General features: G+C 47.8%; 12 protein-coding genes. 6 read left to right on the top strand and 6 right to left on the bottom strand.

Annotated features, from left to right (window positions below; genetic code table 11):
• Nucleotide 1: 1 nt before the first annotated feature.
• Complete coding sequence (locus ACXAGX_RS15110; RefSeq protein ID WP_474839315.1) at nucleotides 2-1,171, bottom strand: isovaleryl-CoA dehydrogenase; 1,170 nt, start codon at nucleotides 1,169-1,171, stop codon at nucleotides 2-4.
• Complete coding sequence (locus tag ACXAGX_RS15105; protein WP_474818358.1) at nucleotides 1,168-1,578, bottom strand: MerR family transcriptional regulator; 411 nt, start codon at nucleotides 1,576-1,578, stop codon at nucleotides 1,168-1,170. The genes ACXAGX_RS15110 and ACXAGX_RS15105 overlap by 4 nt, the downstream gene beginning before the upstream one ends.
• 248 nt (nucleotides 1,579-1,826) lie before the next feature.
• Here ACXAGX_RS15105 and ACXAGX_RS15100 point away from each other — a divergent pair, with 248 nt between their 5' ends.
• The 4 genes from ACXAGX_RS15100 to ACXAGX_RS15085 all read left to right on the top strand — a co-directional run bounded on the left by ACXAGX_RS15100 (nucleotide 1,827) and on the right by ACXAGX_RS15085 (nucleotide 8,770).
• A complete protein-coding gene (locus ACXAGX_RS15100) occupies nucleotides 1,827-3,002 on the top strand; it encodes a thiolase family protein (protein WP_474839313.1) in 1,176 nt (391 codons plus the stop codon).
• Between the two features lie 413 nt (nucleotides 3,003-3,415).
• A complete protein-coding gene (locus ACXAGX_RS15095; RefSeq protein ID WP_474839311.1) occupies nucleotides 3,416-6,547 on the top strand; it encodes a S8 family serine peptidase in 3,132 nt (1,043 codons plus the stop codon).
• A 60-nt stretch (nucleotides 6,548-6,607) separates the two neighbouring features.
• A complete protein-coding gene (locus ACXAGX_RS15090) occupies nucleotides 6,608-7,156 on the top strand; it encodes a PEP-CTERM sorting domain-containing protein (RefSeq protein ID WP_474839309.1) in 549 nt (182 codons plus the stop codon).
• A 258-nt stretch (nucleotides 7,157-7,414) separates the two neighbouring features.
• Nucleotides 7,415-8,770: a transporter substrate-binding domain-containing protein gene (locus tag ACXAGX_RS15085; RefSeq protein WP_474839307.1), complete on the top strand. Its 1,356-nt coding sequence runs from the start codon at nucleotides 7,415-7,417 to the stop codon at nucleotides 8,768-8,770.
• Nucleotides 8,771-8,789: 19 nt separating this feature from the next.
• On the opposite strand, the gene ACXAGX_RS15080 is transcribed toward ACXAGX_RS15085, so the two are convergent.
• Both ACXAGX_RS15080 and sbcB read right to left on the bottom strand, forming a co-directional pair.
• Nucleotides 8,790-10,364 (bottom strand): DUF342 domain-containing protein, encoded by a 1,575-nt coding sequence (locus tag ACXAGX_RS15080; RefSeq protein ID WP_474818365.1) that lies wholly within the window; start codon nucleotides 10,362-10,364, stop codon nucleotides 8,790-8,792.
• Nucleotides 10,365-10,559: 195 nt separating this feature from the next.
• Nucleotides 10,560-11,993, bottom strand: coding sequence for an exodeoxyribonuclease I (gene sbcB / locus ACXAGX_RS15075; protein ID WP_474839305.1), 1,434 nt, complete (start codon nucleotides 11,991-11,993; stop codon nucleotides 10,560-10,562).
• A 131-nt stretch (nucleotides 11,994-12,124) separates the two neighbouring features.
• Here sbcB and ACXAGX_RS15070 point away from each other — a divergent pair, with 131 nt between their 5' ends.
• Both ACXAGX_RS15070 and ACXAGX_RS15065 read left to right on the top strand, forming a co-directional pair.
• Nucleotides 12,125-13,138: an isoaspartyl peptidase/L-asparaginase family protein gene (locus ACXAGX_RS15070; protein ID WP_474839303.1), complete on the top strand. Its 1,014-nt coding sequence runs from the start codon at nucleotides 12,125-12,127 to the stop codon at nucleotides 13,136-13,138.
• Between the two features lie 95 nt (nucleotides 13,139-13,233).
• Nucleotides 13,234-13,656 carry a CBS domain-containing protein gene (locus tag ACXAGX_RS15065; protein ID WP_474839301.1) on the top strand — a complete coding sequence of 141 codons (423 nt, stop codon included), beginning with the start codon at nucleotides 13,234-13,236 and terminating at the stop codon, nucleotides 13,654-13,656.
• A gap of 60 nt (nucleotides 13,657-13,716) precedes the next feature.
• On the opposite strand, the gene ACXAGX_RS15060 is transcribed toward ACXAGX_RS15065, so the two are convergent.
• Together ACXAGX_RS15060 and ACXAGX_RS15055 are read right to left on the bottom strand one after the other, a co-directional pair.
• Nucleotides 13,717-15,588, bottom strand: coding sequence for a phytase (locus ACXAGX_RS15060; protein WP_474839299.1), 1,872 nt, complete (start codon nucleotides 15,586-15,588; stop codon nucleotides 13,717-13,719).
• Nucleotides 15,589-15,669: 81 nt separating this feature from the next.
• A complete protein-coding gene (locus ACXAGX_RS15055) occupies nucleotides 15,670-18,363 on the bottom strand; it encodes a TonB-dependent receptor (protein WP_474839297.1) in 2,694 nt (897 codons plus the stop codon).
• Between the last annotated feature and the right edge of the window lie 319 nt (nucleotides 18,364-18,682).

Raw genomic sequence — 18,682 nt, 5'->3', positions numbered from 1 at the left:
ATTATTCCGATTCTTTAAACAGCTCGCGGCCAATTAGCATTCGGCGTATTTCTGACGTGCCTGCGCCAATTTCGTAAAGCTTGGCATCGCGGAGTAAACGGCCGGTCGCATATTCGTTGATGTAGCCATTCCCACCGAGCAGTTGAATAGCATCTAACGCCATGCTGGTGGCAAGTTCAGCAGAATACAAAATGGCACCGGCAGCGTCTTTGCGGGTGGTTTCACCCCGATCACAAGCTTTCGCTACCGTGTATACATAAGCCTTTGCGGCATTCATGCGGGTATACATGTCAGCCACTTTGCCCTGCACCAGTTGGAACTCGCCAATGGATTTGCCAAATTGCTCACGGTCGTGAATATAAGGAACAACCACATCCATACAGGCTTGCATAATGCCAAGTGGACCGCCAGAAAGTACCAGTCGTTCGTAGTCCAGGCCGCTCATGAGGATGCGTACACCATCACCCTCGCTACCCATCAGGTTTTCAGCAGGCACTTCGCAATCTTCAAATACCAGTTCACAGGTATTTGAGGAACGCATGCCGAGTTTGTCGAGTTTTTGCGCCCGACTGAAACCAGGAAAATCCCTTTCTACGATGAAAGCAGAGATCCCTTTGGGTCCGGCATTGGTGTTGGTTTTTGCGTAAATGACAAAAGTGTGGGCGTCGGGACCGTTGGTGATCCACATTTTATTACCATTGAGAATGTACTTATCGCCTTGCTTTTCTGCGCGCAGTTTCATGGAAACCACATCAGAACCCGCATTAGGTTCACTCATGGCCAGGGCACCGATGTGTTCGCCGCTTATCAGCCCCGGTAAATATTTTTCGCGCTGGACGTCATTACCGTTTCGATAGATCTGATTCACACAAAGGTTTGAGTGGGCGCCGTAACTGAGACCGATCCCCGCTGAGGCGCGGCTGATTTCTTCCATGGCAACGGTATGGGCGAGGTAGCCCATCTCTGCGCCACCGTATTGTTCTGATACGGTGACACCCAGCAAACCCATCTCCCCGAATTTTGTCCATAATTGATTTGGAAATTGATTGTCTTCATCGGCCGAACCGGCCAGTGGGGCAATCTGTTGGCTGGCAAACTGACTGACGTGTTCTCTTAACATGTCAATGTCTTCGCCAAGGCCGAAATTCAGGGTAGGGTAAGGTGTTGTCATTCTTTATGTCCTCGTTTTAATTCAGCCAGTTCTTCCCGGCAACGCGCTTCTACTTCGTCGAGTTCCCCCATTAGCATCTGGATATCTTCCAGCTGCTGAAGAAGAACAGCGCGTTTTTGTTCGGTCATACTAAGCATGGTTTCAAGCTGCATTGCGGAATCCGGGTTGCTGTCGTAAAGCTCAAACAAGTTTTTTGCTTCCGCCAACGAAAAGCCCAACCGCTTGCCGCGTAATATGAGTTTTAGCCGTACCCGATCTTTATTGTTATAAATCCGGTTCATTCCCGTTCGGGTTGGACTGATTAATTCCTGTTCCTCGTAAAACCGGATTGACCGGGGAGTAATGTCAAATTCCTTTGCCAGTTCACCAATGGTGTAAGTTTGCTGTTCTTTTTTGTCGGTAGTCATTGAGCATGCCTTTTAAACCAGTAAATCCTGCATTGGTGCGCCATGTTGACATATGAACAACACGATAAATCATCCTTGCAGGTTTACGTTAACGTAAATGATAGTTAACGTTAAGGTAATGTATGAATAATGTGGCGTCAATAACTGCAAAGTTTCTGTTACGTTTTTCTCAAATGTATGATGTACTGGCTATAATTTACGCGGTACGAGTAAAGGATCTTTTTCTAACCAAGTGAGGCAATACAACTATGAGCAACGAAGCGGTAGTAATTGTGGCAGCAAAGCGAACGCCCATGGGTGGGTTCAATGGCAGTTTATCTTCTGTGCCATCCACGGAATTGGGCGCTGAGGCAATCAAAGCTATTTGTGCAGATGTTGACGTAAGTGAAATTGACGAAGTCATTATGGGGTGTGTGTTGCCAGCAGGTTTAGGGCAGGCGCCAGCCAGACAGGCTGCACTTAAAGCCGGACTGCCGTTGTCTGCGGGGGCAATTACACTCAATAAGGTTTGTGGTTCGGGTTTAAAAGCGGTAATGCTGGCCCATGACATTATTCAGGCGGGCAGTGCGAGCGTGGTTGTGGCTGGCGGTATGGAAAGCATGAGTAACGCGCCTTACATGTTGCCAAATGCTCGTTCAGGTTATCGTATGGGTCACGGTAAAGTGCTCGATCACATGATGATGGACGGCCTTGAAAATGCCTACGACGGTAAGTCTATGGGTTGTTTTGCTCAGGATACGGCAGACAACGAAGGTTTGACCCGTGGTCAGATGGATGAATACGCGCTGACTTCTCTGTCGCGTGCAAACGAAGCCATCAACAGCGGTGCTTTTGGTAACGAGATTTGTGCCGTTACTGTGTCTTCACGTAAAGGTGATGTCATTGTAGACACTGACGAAGGTCCTGGCGCGGCTCGCCCCGACAAAATTCCTTCATTGCGTCCTGCCTTCAAAAAAGACGGTACTGTCACAGCGGCAAACTCCAGTTCGATTTCTGATGGCGCAGCCGCGTTGTTGGTGATGACTGAATCTAAAGCGGCATCATTGGGCTTAAAGCCTTTGGCTAAAGTCGTGGCTCACGCGACCAATGCCATTGAACCAGAACTGTTTACTGTGGCACCCGTCGGCGCGATGGAGAAAGTCCTGGATAAAGCCGGCTGGACAAAAGACGACGTTGACCTTTGGGAAATTAACGAAGCGTTTGCCATGGTGACCATGCTTGCCATTCAAAAGCTGGGTCTGAATGCAGACAAAGTGAATATTAACGGTGGTGCGTGTGCGCTAGGTCACCCCATCGGCGCATCGGGTGCGCGTATTCTGGTAACTCTGTTACATGCACTTGCTAATAAAGGTGCTAAGAAAGGTGTGGCATCACTTTGTATTGGCGGCGGTGAAGGTGTAGCACTGGCTGTTGAAATGATCTAGTTATATTCATCAAAGCGGTTTATTCAAAAAGCAGCATGTTTATGCTGCTTTTTTGTATATTAATTTAATTGTAAATATCTGAAATTGCTCGTTTTTTGAGCCGTAAAATGTCAATTTAATTTACACTTTAGTAAAATCTCATATTACACAATTAAATATAGTTCTTTTATATCAGTCTCCTATATTTCTTGGTGCATTTTTTGTATAACTTATTCCTCACCGATGTCACGGAAGTCAAAAATACATCGGGAATAATAATAAATGCAGTAAATCCAGAAGCGGGTTCTGACGAAGTGGATATTTCGTAGAATAATTCCCGATTTAACGCAGCGCTTGCTGCGATTTTGACGGAAGCCGCAATAACAAAAAGTGTCAATGGGAGACGCAGCAATATGACATTCAAGAAGAAACTATTGGGAACAGTAATCTCAATGGCGGTATCTGCGGGTATGACAACCGCAGTAAACGCTCAACAGATTGCTCCTCAAGACTTGTCGAAGATTTCACTCAGTGAAGCTTCAGCTAATGTCAAAAGAAGTTCTGGCCTTTACATCGTTCAGATGAAAAAGGAACCAGGTATCACCTACGCAGAGGAAATTGGGGAACTTATCCCACATCGACAACTTGTTGCCAGTAAAGGCAACCAGTATTCCGCCAAATCCAATCGGCTTCGTCGTTACACTAATCAGCTAAAACGCCAACAGACCATCGTAGCTAATCGATCTGGCCGCGTTAAAATCATTCATAACTATGTTCACAGCTTCAACGGTTTCTCCGCAAAGCTGACTCCAGCGCAGGTTAAAGCCCTTCGCGCAAATCCAAACGTTGCCAATGTATGGGAAGATCAACTGGTTAAAGTTGATACTGCCAGTACCCCAGAATTTTTAGGGCTCACAGGCCCTGATGGCCAACACACTCTGGGCATTAAAGGTGATGACATTGTTGTAGGTGTACTCGATACGGGTATCACGCCAGAAAATCCAAGTTTCGCCGACGACGGCACATACAGCGACCCCAGTGACATAGGTTGGAGCGGCGCTTGTGATACCGGTGAAGAAGCCCAAGAGGGTACCTTTACCTGTAATAATAAACTCATCGGTGCACGTTACTTCAATGAAACGTTCAGTTCCGTTTATGACATCCAATACGGGCTAGGTGAATTTGAATCACCTCGTGATGCTGATGGCCATGGTAGCCACACTGCCAGCACGGCGGCGGGTAACGAAGGCGTGCCAGCTATCATGAATGGCACGGAAATTGGTGTGATGAGTGGTATTGCTCCTCGCGCTCGTGTTGCCATGTACAAGGTTTGCTGGAACTCTAACTACACCAGCCCTGAAGGCAACGATGAAGCTGGCTGCTTTGCCAGTGACAGCATGGCCGCCATCGATCAAGCCATTGTTGATGGTGTTGATGTTATCAACTTCTCAATTGGTGGTAGCCGTACCGACCTGACTTATCCGTCAACGGCTGCTATGTTACGTGCTGCTCAGGCAGGTATTTTTGTATCTGTATCTGCGGGTAACTCAGGCCCTACGCCTTCCACTATTGGCACACCTGCACCATGGGTAACAACCGTTGCTGCCTCGACTTACGATGGCGAATCTGTTGCGAATGGTCTTGAAGTGACTGCTTACGACGAAACCGACACGGTTGCATTCACCGAAGGTTCTATCACACTGCCGCTTAGCGAATCAGGCCCAGTGACTGGCTCACTGGTTGTTGCAGAGCCGCTAGAAGCTTGTTACGTGGGTGATGCCGCAACACCATTAGATAACGCAGCCGACATCGAAGGCAATATCGCGCTTATCCAACGTGGCTCTTGTGCATTTACACAAAAAGTAACCCGTGCGGTGGAGTCTGGCGCTACTGCCGTAGTGGTATACGACAATGGCGGTGGTGTAACCCGCATGGGCGGTGACTACGTTGGCCAGATCCCGGGTGGTATGGTTACCCTTGACGTGGGCAGCGCGCTTTACTCTGCAGCGCTTGAAGGTGGCAATGTAAGTGTCACTATGAGCGCTGGTACGTTCGTACCTGTTGAGGAAGTGGGTAATATCATGGCTGAATTCTCAAGCCGTGGTCCAAATGGCTCAACCTTGGATGTGATTAAACCTGATATTACTGCACCGGGTGTACGTATTCTTGCTGCAACAACCGACACGCCAATGTTTGGTGAGCCGGGCAGTCAGGTTGCTTACTTGAGTGGTACATCCATGTCTTCTCCGCATATTGCGGGTATGGCAGCACTGCTGATGGATCAACATCCAGAATGGTCACCGGCGCAGGTTAAATCTGCACTGATGACGTCGGCGTATCAAGGTGTAACGAAAGAAGATGGTTCTACACCCGCCGATCCTTTCGACTTTGGTGCAGGTCATGCCGCGCCGGTTTCTGCAATGGAACCTGGCCTGACTTTCGATGCGACCTTCTACGACTACATGAGCTTTATGTGTGGTTTAGATGAAGAGTCTTTCGTTATCAGTGAGTCTGGTATCGATTGTGCAACCTACGAAGCGTATAACTTCCCAACTGATCCTTCACAGTTGAACTATCCGTCAATTGCGATTGGTGAGTTGGCAGGTGAAGAAACGATTCTTCGCTGGGTAACCGATGCAACGGGTTCTGGCGGTGCTTACTCCATTTCTGTTGAAGGATTGGAAACGCTAGATGTGACTGTTCAAGGTTACAACACTGCGCAAGAACCGTTAGCCGGTAACATGCTGGAAGTTGACCCTGCTGCGACTTCACCATTCCAGGTAACTATCGCTAAAACAGCGTCGACAGTAGCTGACGAGTGGGTATTTGGTGCAATCGTTCTAACTGGTGCTGACGGTACCGTAGTTCGTAGCCCGGTAGCTGTAATGCCTGTGCCAGATGAAACCATCGTAGCGCCAGAGGCTGTTGCGGTGCCTATTAATAGTCGTGGTCGTGGATTCTTCACGGCGCAGATGAACTATACCGGTCGTGCTTCTATCGAGTACACCAGCCTGGCTGCGCCTGGCCTGCTAAGCGATTCCGTAGCACAAGACCCTGACAGCAGCTTCTCGTTCAACGAACCTGGTTTATCCACGTCTTTCTTTGAAATTCCTGAAGGCACCGGTGTCGTTCGCTTCAGTCTGTATGACAGTCTGGTAGAACAAGCTGGGACGGACTTAGACCTTTACGTTTACCGTTGTGCTTCATACTCTTGTTCACAAGTAGGCGTATCGGCATTAGCAGGTTCTGATGAAGAAGTTACGTTGGTTAACCCCGAGCCGGCTGCGAATGCAGGGGCAGGTGACTTCTATATTGTTTGGGTGCACGGTTGGGATCTAAACGGTGCTGAAGAAACTGCCTTCCAGATGCCAGTTTGGGTGTCTGAAGGGCAGGATCGTAGCAGTCGTTTCAGCATGTCAAGACGTGCCGTTGATGGTCGTCTTAACAACGTGAACATTACAACTCGTGGTATGGAATCTGGCCTGCCTTACCTTGGAACAGTTACCTTCTTCGATGGTGAAGGTGTGAATCAAGGCACGACCCTGGTAGAAGCCATTAAACAATAATTTTAAAAAATTGAGCGCAGCACTGGTGCTGCGCTCTCACTAAAATAGGCAGAAGTACACATGAAAAACTTAAAATCATTTTTTAGTGCAGCATTATTAGCTGCGAGTTCAATGATGTTTGCAGCCCAATCTAATGCTGCAATCATCACCGAAACAGTATCTATTGATGGCATTGATGTAGCCAGTTTAACGTTCGAGCTGGACGATATGCTGATTAACTCCGGTATGGGGCAGGTATATGTTCTAGATGATATAGGTTTTGATATTATTGACTTTGAGGTATATTTCTCAGCTGGGATCCCTCAAATTCTTAATGAGATCGACGCTTCAATTGATGTAGATAACCTGTTTGCCGGTATTGAATTTTTGTCTGCTGACATCGAAGATACCTATCCTGGTGATGTTTGGTTCTATCAATTTGTTATTGATGATTATGATCCAGTTTTTAATTATTTTGAAACGTTTAGCGAAGTGGACGGTTACCTGCCAGATTTTTCCGCTTACGGCAGTATTGTAACATCACGCTCTTTCGTTGATGTTTCGGAACCATCAATCCTGGCGCTGTTTGCCCTGGCATTGGGTGGTTTGGTTGCACGTCGCCGCGCTTAATTGCTGCAAGTTTTATTTTTAAAAAACCTCCTTCGGGAGGTTTTTTTATGCGTCTAATACCTGCTTTGAATAGACTAGATGATTCGATTAAAGTAATACTTATTTGTCATTTTTGTCACTACAATATTAACTCTCAAAAAGTAGCATTGCGTTAGTGCGTATTGATAAGAGATACTGATAAGGTTGTCGCTGTAATTTTCTAAGAGGTTGTTTTTGTTGAAGCGTTTCGCCAAATTGTGTTTTGCTTTTGTGTTTTCGATGATGTTTGTTTGTCAAACACTCGCGGCACAAACAGAAATAGACACAGTGACTTATTGTATCGATCCAGACTGGATGCCCTACGAAGCATTGCGGAATGGTCAGCACATAGGCATTTCAGCTGATTATTTGTCTCTTATCAGTAAGCTTTCCGGCTACAAATTCAAGCTGGTTCCTACCGAAAACTGGCAAGACACCATGGCGGCTGTAGAGTCCGGTGGCTGTATGGTGACTACTATGATCAATCGTACCCCCAGCCGAAGTCATTTTCTCCTTTTTTCGCATCCTTATCTTGAAGTGCCTAATGTGATTATCGGTCAAGACAATACGCCTATGCTCCAAGGTTTTGAGGCTGTTGGAAATCGGGTGGTAGGCATTGTTAGCGGGTATCGTCATGCCGAATACTTGGCGAGATACTATCCAGAAATTCTTACTGAGTATGTTGACTCGGAACTGGATGGTCTGAACAAACTGGCTTCCGGAGATATTGACCTCATGGTCGGTTCACTCATGGGCGTTTATTCAGCCATAAATGCGAACGACCTGACTGATTTGAAGATCGTGGGCTTTGCGGAGCCGTTTGATATGTTGTCTTTTGGCGTGAATAAAAACTATTCAGAATTACTGCCAAAGCTAAACAAAGCCATTGATGCAATTCCAGAAGTTCGCCGGGTTGAGATTTATAAAAGATGGAATTCAGTCCGACAGGTAAAACAAACCCGTTACGTCCAGGTAATCACCGTGGCTTTTCTCGGTTTGGCACTTATTGGTTTTATAGGATGGCGCAAGCGTTTATTGAAACAGTATCGACGCGAAATCGCTTACAAAGACGAAGAAATCGAAATTTTGCAGTCCTCGTTATTAGAGAGAAACCGAACACTGGAGTTTCTCTCCACCCGTGATGCCGTGACCGGTTTGTATAACCGAAACTATGTACTGCAAAAATGTGAAGAAGAAATTTCACGGTTCCAACGTTTCCATTCGCCGTGTACGCTTATCGCTGTAAATATTATGGTCGGCCAAAAGCCGCTATCGGCGGGCCCATCAAGTGATGCGCTGTGTAAAAAGCTGGCATCACTTTGTTTGTCGACGGTGAGAGATGTAGACATAGCGGGGCGAAGTGAGCCAGACCGATTTGTGATCCTCTGCCCGCAAACAGAACTTGCTGCAGCACGTCACCTAGCGCAACGTCTGCTTTCTATGTTAATCGATGAATCAGAGCCTGCGAATACGTATTATATTGGCGTAGCAGAGCTTCAGAATGGCCAAACGTACCAGGAATGGAGCGACGATTTGCACCGGGCTATCAGTGCTTCCCGTCGCCAGGGCGGGAACTGTGTCATGGTGTCTGAATAGGTCGGTCTGGTAGCTTTTATCAGGCTGAGGTGTCAGGCTCGTAGTGCCATTTATGACCTTCGTAGCGAATACGACAGCGTTCATATTCCCGTTCTGAACGCCAGTTTCTGTTGTTTAATTTTGCCGATACACCGGCGTATATCCGCTTATTCGCTTTCAAACAAATGCGGCGCTGATATTCCTCTTTCATGGAAGCCAGTTCTGCTGCCTTTTGTTCTAACCAATTGAGTAAAGCATTTTCATTGGTAAGTAAACTTTTTGCCTCGCTGACTTTGTTTTCTAACCCTTTGTGTAAAATGCGATTGGTAATCACATTGAGTTTTTCACGATGGCGGGAATTGTTTTCTCTGAGTTGTCGAAGCAATTCCTCTGTTGACTCTTTTCGTTCAAGCAGGGCACTCATGCCATCAGAAAAATCAACTTTCAGGGTGCTACCCGAGATAGCCCCTAAGGTGCCTGCTTCGACTTTATCCTGACACGTAATGTCGCAGGCAAACAAATTGCCCATGGGCTTCTGGATATTACCCACGGTGACAGAACCGCCACTTTGCACTTTACTGTAGGCCAACTGACGACCAACAGTCAGGTTTTTACCGGCTTTAATTTCAATACCCTGACCATGCTGAACATGGATGCTACCGCCAGCAATAAGCACGCAGCCGTAGCCATCGGTGTTGGATGTCACCTTACCCATGGCACCTTCGGTAATAATGATATCGCCACCAGCCTCGATAGTCGCGGATTCGACAAAGCCGTTAATTGTGATGTCTTTGGTGGCTTTAATACGCATGTTCTCTGCCACGTCACCATTTACCAGCACCGCACCATCGTAGGTAACATGACCCGTGCCCACATTCACGCCATTACAAATGAAGGTCTCATCAATGTTCATTCGCAGGTCATTGTATTTAGGCATACCGGATTTAGTTGCCAGCAGGATATTGTCATCCTCTTCGCACACCTTGGTACCCGTGCCCATTTTAAAATCTGTCCATTCGCCGGGTTTGGGATAGAGCACGTTGCCTCTAACATCGAAACCTTTGCGGCCTTGCGTCGGGGGGGTACGTCTTAGCACAGGCGTGCCTGTTTTCACGCAAATGACGTCGCCTAAATTTCGCAGATCCGATTTACTGTTCTCATCAAGTTGAGGGCGTAAGATACGTTCTAAAGCATTGGGCACCAGCGGAATAAACCGACAACCTTTACCCGTGCGCGGCGGCAATCCTTTGGCAATGATTTCTTCAAATACTTTTCCGGGTTCGGCACGCTCAGCAGCTTTCAGCAGGTTATTAATATGGCGCATGCCGACACCGCGGGTGATACGGTTTTTATAAGCCAGATTGCGAATGGTGATCGCGTTAGGCATACGGCCACCATAGGGTGTGGTAAGGCGCAAAGTCGCAGAGAGGTTATCTTCACTAATGGTGAAGTCGACTTCTGCATGGCGCAGTTGGGCGATTTCAGCAGACACTTCCGTTTTGTCACCGGTTTTAAAACACAAATTCGCTTTATCACAGGCAGATTTCAACGCCTTTTGCGACAGGTAAAAATCACCGTAACCATTTTCTTGCAATGCGTTTTTGATCCAGTCCATATCCGCCTCCTTTTCCATGTCCCCAGGAAGCAAAATAAGTGAAACATACTGCGTGTCGCTATTATAATTGAAAGCAATTCCTTTCATGTTTTATCCACAATACTGCTGCGCTTCATACCTATCGGCATCATGCCGCTAAGTCTTTACATTTATTCATGACCTTAGGCTTACTCTATCGGCTTTTTTGCGTTTCCGTCAAAGGTTTTGCGCGTAAGTGTAAAGTGCACGCAAAATCGCCTGTTTATCGGGATCATTTTCATGCTCATGCGCCAGCTGTTCCAGTTCCATTAAAAACGGCTCCAGGGTAATTGTGGCCGGTGAATCTTTGTCGGTAAGACGGTACTGTCTATGGGCCTGCCAGCGATGAAGCTCATCGGCTGTGAGGGTTGAGGGGAAGTTACGCGCACGATAGCGAAATAATAATGTGCGTAATGTTGGGTTTTGCGTTTGCTCGCTCAAACGATCAAGCAGTTCAGGTGGTGTTTCACGTACTTCGTCACACCAACGTCGGTCTGCATCGGAGAGGAAACCGCCACTATAAAGCGTATGGTCTGCATCATCGTCACTTTCTTCATAAGGCTGATTGTAAACGCTGGAAAGTTTCGCTTGCAGATCCGGATAGTTGGCTAAGGTTTTGTAGTTTTGCAAACACTGCTCACGATTCAAGCCTAGACGGGCGGCATTCTCTTCGGTCATCGCTTTCGCCGTGGTAACAAACGGAGAGCGATTAATATGAATCAGTTTGAGCCCGGGGCGGGGCGTATCGCCAAGATCCTCTGCGCTCGTGTACAGCTTTTCCCGCAAGGTCTCTGCGTCATCTTCAAGGAGCATATCGACAGGCTGCGACAAGTCCACCGTAATAATCGCGTTGGCATTGGTTGGGTGCATCGCTACGGGCATGACCCAGGTGGTACAGCCCTGTGAAGCAGGCAGCCTGGAAGAAACATGTAACACCACCGATGGTTGAGTCACGTCAATTTGTTTCATGACGTTTTGCTTACTGCGTAAACTAAACGCGTAGTCATAGAGTTTCGGCTGGTGTTGTTTAATAAGCTTAGCCAGCGCAATGGTTGCTTTCACGTCAGACAACGCATCATGGGCCTGGCCATGTTCGAGATCATTGGCTTTGGTTAAGGCTTCAAGCTTAAATATCGGACTGCCATCTTCCCGGGTAGGCCAGGTAATGCCATCAGGTCGCAGGGCGTAGCACGCACGGGCAAGATCGATAATATCCCAGCGGGAGTTGCCATTTCGCCATTCACGGCTATAGGGGTCATAAAAATTGCGATACAACAGACTGCGGGTCATCTCATCATCAAACCGGATACTGTTATAACCCACCACACAGGTATTTGGCTGACTCATCTGCTCGGCAATTTTGCGTGCGAATTCAGCCTCTGTCATGCCATCACGAAGTGATTGCTGGGGGGTGAGTCCGGTGATCAGGCAGGCTTGTGGATGCGGAAGCGTATCGCTGGCGATTTGCGCCATGATATTGATGGGTTTACCAACGACATTCAGTGCCATATCTGTACGTATTGCGGCAAACTGGCAAGGACTGTCTTTGAGTGGGTTGGCCCCCCAACTTTCAAAATCGTACCATAGCAGGGAAGGCGTGTTTTGTGTCATTGGTAATGCATGTCCATTGTGTTATTACTGTGCGCAGGCACTATACCAGCGCCGTTTTCACCATGCTAGCCGAAGGGGCTGGCTGACACACCAATTCGGTTAATAACTCAACAATAATAAAGGATTCACACATGAAAGCAGTCATAACCGCCGTTTTATTCGGTGCCGCTAATTTACTTACCCCAGCCGTAGCTGCCGAAAAGCCCGTTGCCATTGTTATTCACGGTGGTGCAGGCACTATTTTAAAAGAGAATTTTACCCCGGAACTTGAGCAAGCTTATAAAGCGAAGCTGGCAGAAGCGGCATCTACCGGGTATGCCCTTCTAGAAAAGGGCGAGCCGGGCGAAAAGGCCGTAATCGCCGCCATTCAGATCCTGGAAACCTCACCGCTTTTTAATGCCGGTATTGGTGCGGTGTATACCTGGAAAGGTGAACATGAACTGGATGCGTCGCTCATGCATGGCGGTACGCGAAATGCAGGCGCTGTAGCGGGTGTGAAAACCATTCGTAGTCCCATTGCAGCGGCAGCCGCCGTTATGCATCAGTCGCCACATGTGATGCTATCTGGTAAAGGAGCCGAAACCTTCGCCAAAGAGCAAGGTTTAGAGCAGGTGGATAACCACATTTTTGATACGGAACGCCGTTTTGAGTCGTTGAAAAAAGTAAAACAGCGCATGGAAAATGCGGGGTTATACGGCGATCAGCAAGGCAACGAACGTTTTGGTACGGTTGGCGCAGTGGTACTGGATGCCGAAGGTAACCTCATCGCCGGCACTAGCACCGGCGGAATGACCGCCAAGCGTTACGGCCGCATCGGCGATTCGCCTGTGATTGGTGCCGGAACCTGGGCAGATAACGACAGCTGTGCGGTGTCTGCAACGGGACACGGTGAGTACTTTATCCGCTATCACGTGGCGGCAGATATTTGCTCGCGTATGAAGTACCAGAATATGAGTCTTAAAGACGCGTCTGATACCGTTATTTTTGATGTACTAAAACCGGTGGGCGGGGACGGCGGCATTATCGCCATCGACCACGAGGGTAACATTGCGACGCCGTTTAATTCTGCGGGAATGTATCGGGCCAAAATTGATAAGCACGGTAAGCTTTCTGTTGGAATTTATGGTGAATGGGCCGACTTGTAAAAAAAATGTGAGATTTGGCGGCTGGCAACTCGCATAACCTGATAACAGCGTCTAGGCTGAAAGAAAGCGCTAATGTGGCGGACTGGAGGCTAAATATGGAATCTTTGCAAGTAAGCGATTATATGAACCATCATCCGGTGAATTTAACCGAAGAAATGACGGTAGCAGCCGCGGTGGAGACATTGCTGGCCAGCAAACAAACAGGGGGAGCCGTTCAAGATAGTAAAGGGCAGGTTGTCGGTTTTTTGTCTGAGCAGGATTGTCTCAAACAAATGATTGAATCGACTTATTATCGTGAACAGGTTTGTCGGGTGAAAGACATCATGCAAACCACAATAAGCGCGGTAAAACCCTGGGATTCTGTGCTTGAAGTTGCCCAGCGCCTCATTGCCGAACGACCACGGGTGTTTCCGGTTATCGATGAAGATGGCGTACTGGTAGGCGTAATAAACCGTGCGGCCATCCTCCGGGCTATCGATAAGCAATTGGAATCGGGTTACAGCCGCATTGCCAGCTAAATAGAAATGCCGGATCGCAGTTGCGAGCCGGCTTTGTTTTTCTAAATAGAATCACTTTATTTAGCGGTACTGGCGAATAAATTCGGCCAGTTGATAGCCCGATACTAGCTTAAAATTTTGCTGTTGCGAAGGCATAACGTTATGGCCATCCTGCACCACCAGCAGACCTTCCGGTAAGCTTTCTCCAAAAGATACTGACAAACTTTCCAGCCCATCGGTTTCAGACACGCCGTCTATTCCCGCATCTGTGTCTGCAGCAATCGCAAACGTGCCCAACAAGCGATGGTCTTTGGTACTGAACACGCCATAGCGATGATTACCCTGGCTCGAAATGATGAGATAGCGCTCGCCATCTACATCGAACAACGACATGCCTTCGATATCATCTTGGATAGGTCCGCCAACGCGAGCGAGTATGCGCGGTGTGGCGTCGATATTATTTAGATCACGTATCCACACCGCCTTATCTTCTTCGCCGTAATACAGCATGCCAGTTTCGTCATCAGCCACACAACCTTCAGGCTGTGAAGGCACGGTAAAGGTATCAATAATTCGGCTGGTGATGCTATCGTTTTGCATCGTTAAACGGTGGCGTTCAACGTGACCGTCGGTATCGTTAACCAGTACGTCCAGTTCACCTTTGTCACTGTGATACATACATAGGCCATACAAATCATTCAAATTAGATTTTAGCTTACTCGCGGTGCTTGCCGTGCGGGTATCAGCATCGAGTAAAAAAATATCAACGGTACGGCTAGTGCGGTTTGATGCAGCGGCGATGTCGAACGTGCCTTGCTCCGATTGCCAATGGGTACGCACATCCACATTGTTCACCCTGCCAACAGGCAAATGCTGTAAACGTTTGCCGGATAAATCAAACAAGTCCAACCCGCCTTTTTTATCGGTACCCAATATGACGGACTTCTCCGGCGAATCGGTCAAATACCAGATAGCCGGATCATCAGCAGCATCGCCAAATCGTGCAACGGTATCGGTTTGCGCGAAGGCTGTAAGGTAGGTGTCGACTCTCGCGCTTGTGGAAACTTTGGGTTCCGCCTCGGCGGGCAGGGCGAAGCGCACGGTATAAAGGGATTCCGTTTTATCGTCGTACAGACCTATAATTGCGTTATCGTTGTATGCCGTAAACCGGATGGTTTCCCATTTGTGATCGCCGTTGGTGGTGGTCCAGTTAATGGTTGAGTCGTTCAATACGCCAACGGCGTTGATATCTGGTGATACCAGCATTGTTAGGCCGTTATAAACGCCAACGCCTTCTATGCCCGCCATATCGGGTAAAGTAATCAGATCACGGCCATCACCGGCTTCTACTGAATTGTCATACTGCCACAAGCCCACGTTTTCATCTGCTAGCAATACCTTTCCATTCATCGAGTCGATTTGACAGTTTTTCAGCCCGGTCCCCACGTTTACTGTACGCATGGCAATGTTTTTGTCGTGTTCAAGCCAGAACTGCTGCATGCGGCCGAGGGCATCACCCGTGATCAAATTAAGTTTGTCGTTTACCGATGACAGGCAGACGGCTTCCAAATCTGCGGAGCCTGCATTTACCGTGGTGAGCGGGGAAAATGCATGATTGGCGAATGTATAACGGAACAATTCAACACCATAGGTATCGTTGTTGAGTGCTGCAACGATAAAGCCGCTGTCGGTGACGAGCACATCGGACTGAGCGAAGTGACCGGCCAGGGTCGCAACAGGCTGTTCTTTTTCATTGGTAAGGATTAAACCTTCGGTTTCGCTGGTCACCAGGTAGAAAAGCTTTTCATTCATTGCTAGCGGGGTGAGCTGAGCACCATTTACAGAAAACGCCTGAGGCTCTGCGATTGCGAACACATCGTCAGCCATTACTTTACAAGGTGCGAGGAGCAAACTGGAGAATAAAAAGGAAAGGGGGAAGAAGGTATTTTTCACTGGAAGTCTCGGTTAATGTTATGAGAAAACGATAAATCTATGAGAGATCAGATGCGACCAGCGGCCGCATCTGCCGGCGTTTTACATCTGCCAGGTAAAGCCAATTTCAAAAGTGCGGCCGTACTCTTCATACTGTGCATTGCGGTTACGCTGGTCGAAATAGTTGTAATATGGCTCATCAGTGAGGTTCACACCATTGAGATACAACATCATATCGTCGTTGATATAGTACTTGCCGGAAAAATCGAGTTGGTGATGATCGTCTTCCATGCGCAGCATATCGCCATCAATTTCCTCAAAGTTCTCGCTCTTGTACGTCATGGTTAAACGCAGACTCACCAGATTATTTTCATAACCTAACGTGAGATTGCCAATACGGTCAGACTGATTAGGTAAACTGGTTTCAAAGCGCTCACCGTCAACCAGCGTGGTCGCATCGGAATTTGAGAAGGTGCCGTTAGCAGATACTAAAAAGCCGTTATCGAAGGCTTTTACCCATGATAATTCCAAACCATGCAGACTGGCAGATTCGCCATTCAACGGCTGTATGACTTCATCATAACCTTCCCAACCTTCGGTACCGGCAACGTCGGCATAAACCACAAAATTGTCGATATCTTTGTAGAAATATCCGGCAGATACCACACCGATAGCGCCAGGGTAATATTCTACTGATAAATCAAAGTTATCTGATTCGTATGGCTGTAATTCAGGATTACCCACTTCAGCTTCACGAACTGTCACGAAGCTGTCGCCGTCTTCTTCTGTTTTGGTTTCGATAATTTGGAAAGCGGCCACGTCCTCAAATTTTGGGCGGGCAATGGTTTGTGTATAAGCACCACGCAAAACCACTTTGTCATTCAAGTCGTAGCGCAGGTTTACACTGGGTAGCCAGTAATCGTAATCACGATCTGAATTCCACGGTGTGTTAATGACTTCTTCAACGTCGGTCTGTTCGTTTTCTACCAGCTCTACACGCATGCCGTTGGTGCTGAAGTCGGTTTTTTCGTAGCGCAAACCGGCGACAACACGTAGTGCGTCAATGTCGGCGGTTAACATGGCGTAGGCGGCAAAAATGTCCTCTTTATTCACGTAAGACGCACCATTGGATTCAACTTCCGAGTCTAACTCGGCCAGTTCCAGTGCTTTGCGGTTAGCCTCAAAGTTGCTGCGCAGGGCTCCGCGGTTCAGGCCATCGCCAAAGTTGCCAATGTTCCAGTCTGGCTGCGCGGCTGCGAAAGCCTCTCCGGTGATGCCTTCAAAATCGCCGTCATAAATATAGATGCCACTGTCGCGATCTTTTTCCCGGGAACGGTACTTACTACCAAACTTAAATTCACCCGCGTAGTCACCCAATTGCACGGAACGAATGAAGTCAATTTTGGCGCTTTTCTCAACATCTTTGGTGTAATTATCTTCATAACTGATTTCGTCTAGGTCGTAGAGTGACAAGTCCATGGCTTCAGCATTTTGCTGAACCTGGGGCTTCATGGTGTCGAGATCGGCTGAAATACTGCTGTTGTCTTGCTTAAACACATAGTAAACGCCGCCTGGCTCATCTTCGTCAGATTTTGCATAACCCAACTGCCAGTTAATATCCCAGTTGTCCAACTGGTGCTCACCACCTGCGGCGATAGTAAGAATGGTTTGGGTTTCTTTACGGTCTTTACTCTCACGCTCGATTTCAGAGTCTTCGCCGTCGAAAGTGAAAACGTTAGCCTGACGGAATTCGTCATCAGAGAATTCGCTGTACAGCGTGCGCAGGAAGTATTGATTGTTGAAGTCTGGACGGAAATCAAAGTTAACCGCTGCGCCCAGACGTTCCCGGGTGATTTGATAATCACGTTGTTCTACTTCGTCGTCACCGTTACTTTCCACATTATCTGAGCCAAAGTCGCGCTCAAACCAGGACAACGCAGCAGCAACACCAAACGACTCGTTGAAACGATGTGTGTAGCTGCCAGAAACCTTAGGACTTGTTTCATCTACCAGCTCATTGTGGCTGGCCTGCAGGGTCAGTTTTGCGGTGTCTTGCTGATAATCAAATGCGCTGACACTTTTTACTTCAACGGAACCACCAATCGCATCGGCATCCATGTCTGGTGTAACAGATTTAGACACTTCCAGGGTTTGAATCAGTTCGGAAGGAATAACATCGAGGGCGACAGAACGTACACCAGACTCCGGAGAAGGGATGTTCAGGCCGTTGATGGTCACGTTGTTGAGGTTAGGATCGATACCGCGAATGCCAACAAACCGGCCTTCGCCCTGGTCTCGCTCGATGGAAAGGCCAGGTAGGCGCTGTAAGGCTTCTGCGGCGTTTTGATCGGGAAATTGTCCAATGGCATCGGCAGAAACAACCGAAGAGATCCTATCTGATACGCGCTGACGGTTAATGGCGCTGGCCTGGCCGCTGCGTTGACCCTTCACCAGAATATCAGCAATGGCTTTGCCGTTGTCAGACAATGAAATGACCGGAGTGACAACACCGTCTTCAGTTACCGAAACCACTTCTGTTACCGGCTGAGCGCCCAGGTAGCTGATATGAAGCGTATAGGTTCCTGCCGGGAGTGCAGTAAAACGAAACGTGCCATCGCGGCGAGATTCCGTAGTGAGATTCAGTTCTTGGATTTTCACCTGAGCGCCGGCGAAAACCCGGCTGTTGTCATTATTGGTCAGCTGGCCGGCAATTTCACCGGCATTAGCAGTAAGTGCAAAAGTGCTTAAGCTGAGTGCTGCAAGGCAATGTTGAGTCAGTTTCGAAAGACGTGGCATGTGTGCGTTCCTGCAAAGAAATTTATTGTTGAGTCAAAATGCTGGCTGCTACGCTAAAAACTATTGATGACAAATTTGTGACTGAAACGTGACAGAGACTGTCATAAATCACTGTTTTTAATAAAATTCTGATGTTTCGATAAAAGCGTGAGCCTAAATGACCCTTCGCTAACATGCTGATGTCATAGCGCTTTTTAGGAAAATTCACGGTTTAGGCGAGAAAGTTATCATGGGATTGTCACATTCATGAGCCAATATGACCCTGTTCTTTGTCAGGCTGGCAAGATATTAAGTCTGCTAAATCGAATCAAGTCACCAT

It is taken from the genome of Alteromonas sp. ABV4_515 (assembly GCF_056160345.1).
Note: the sequence above shows the minus strand (reverse complement) of the source record. Positions and strands in the feature narration are given on the sequence as shown.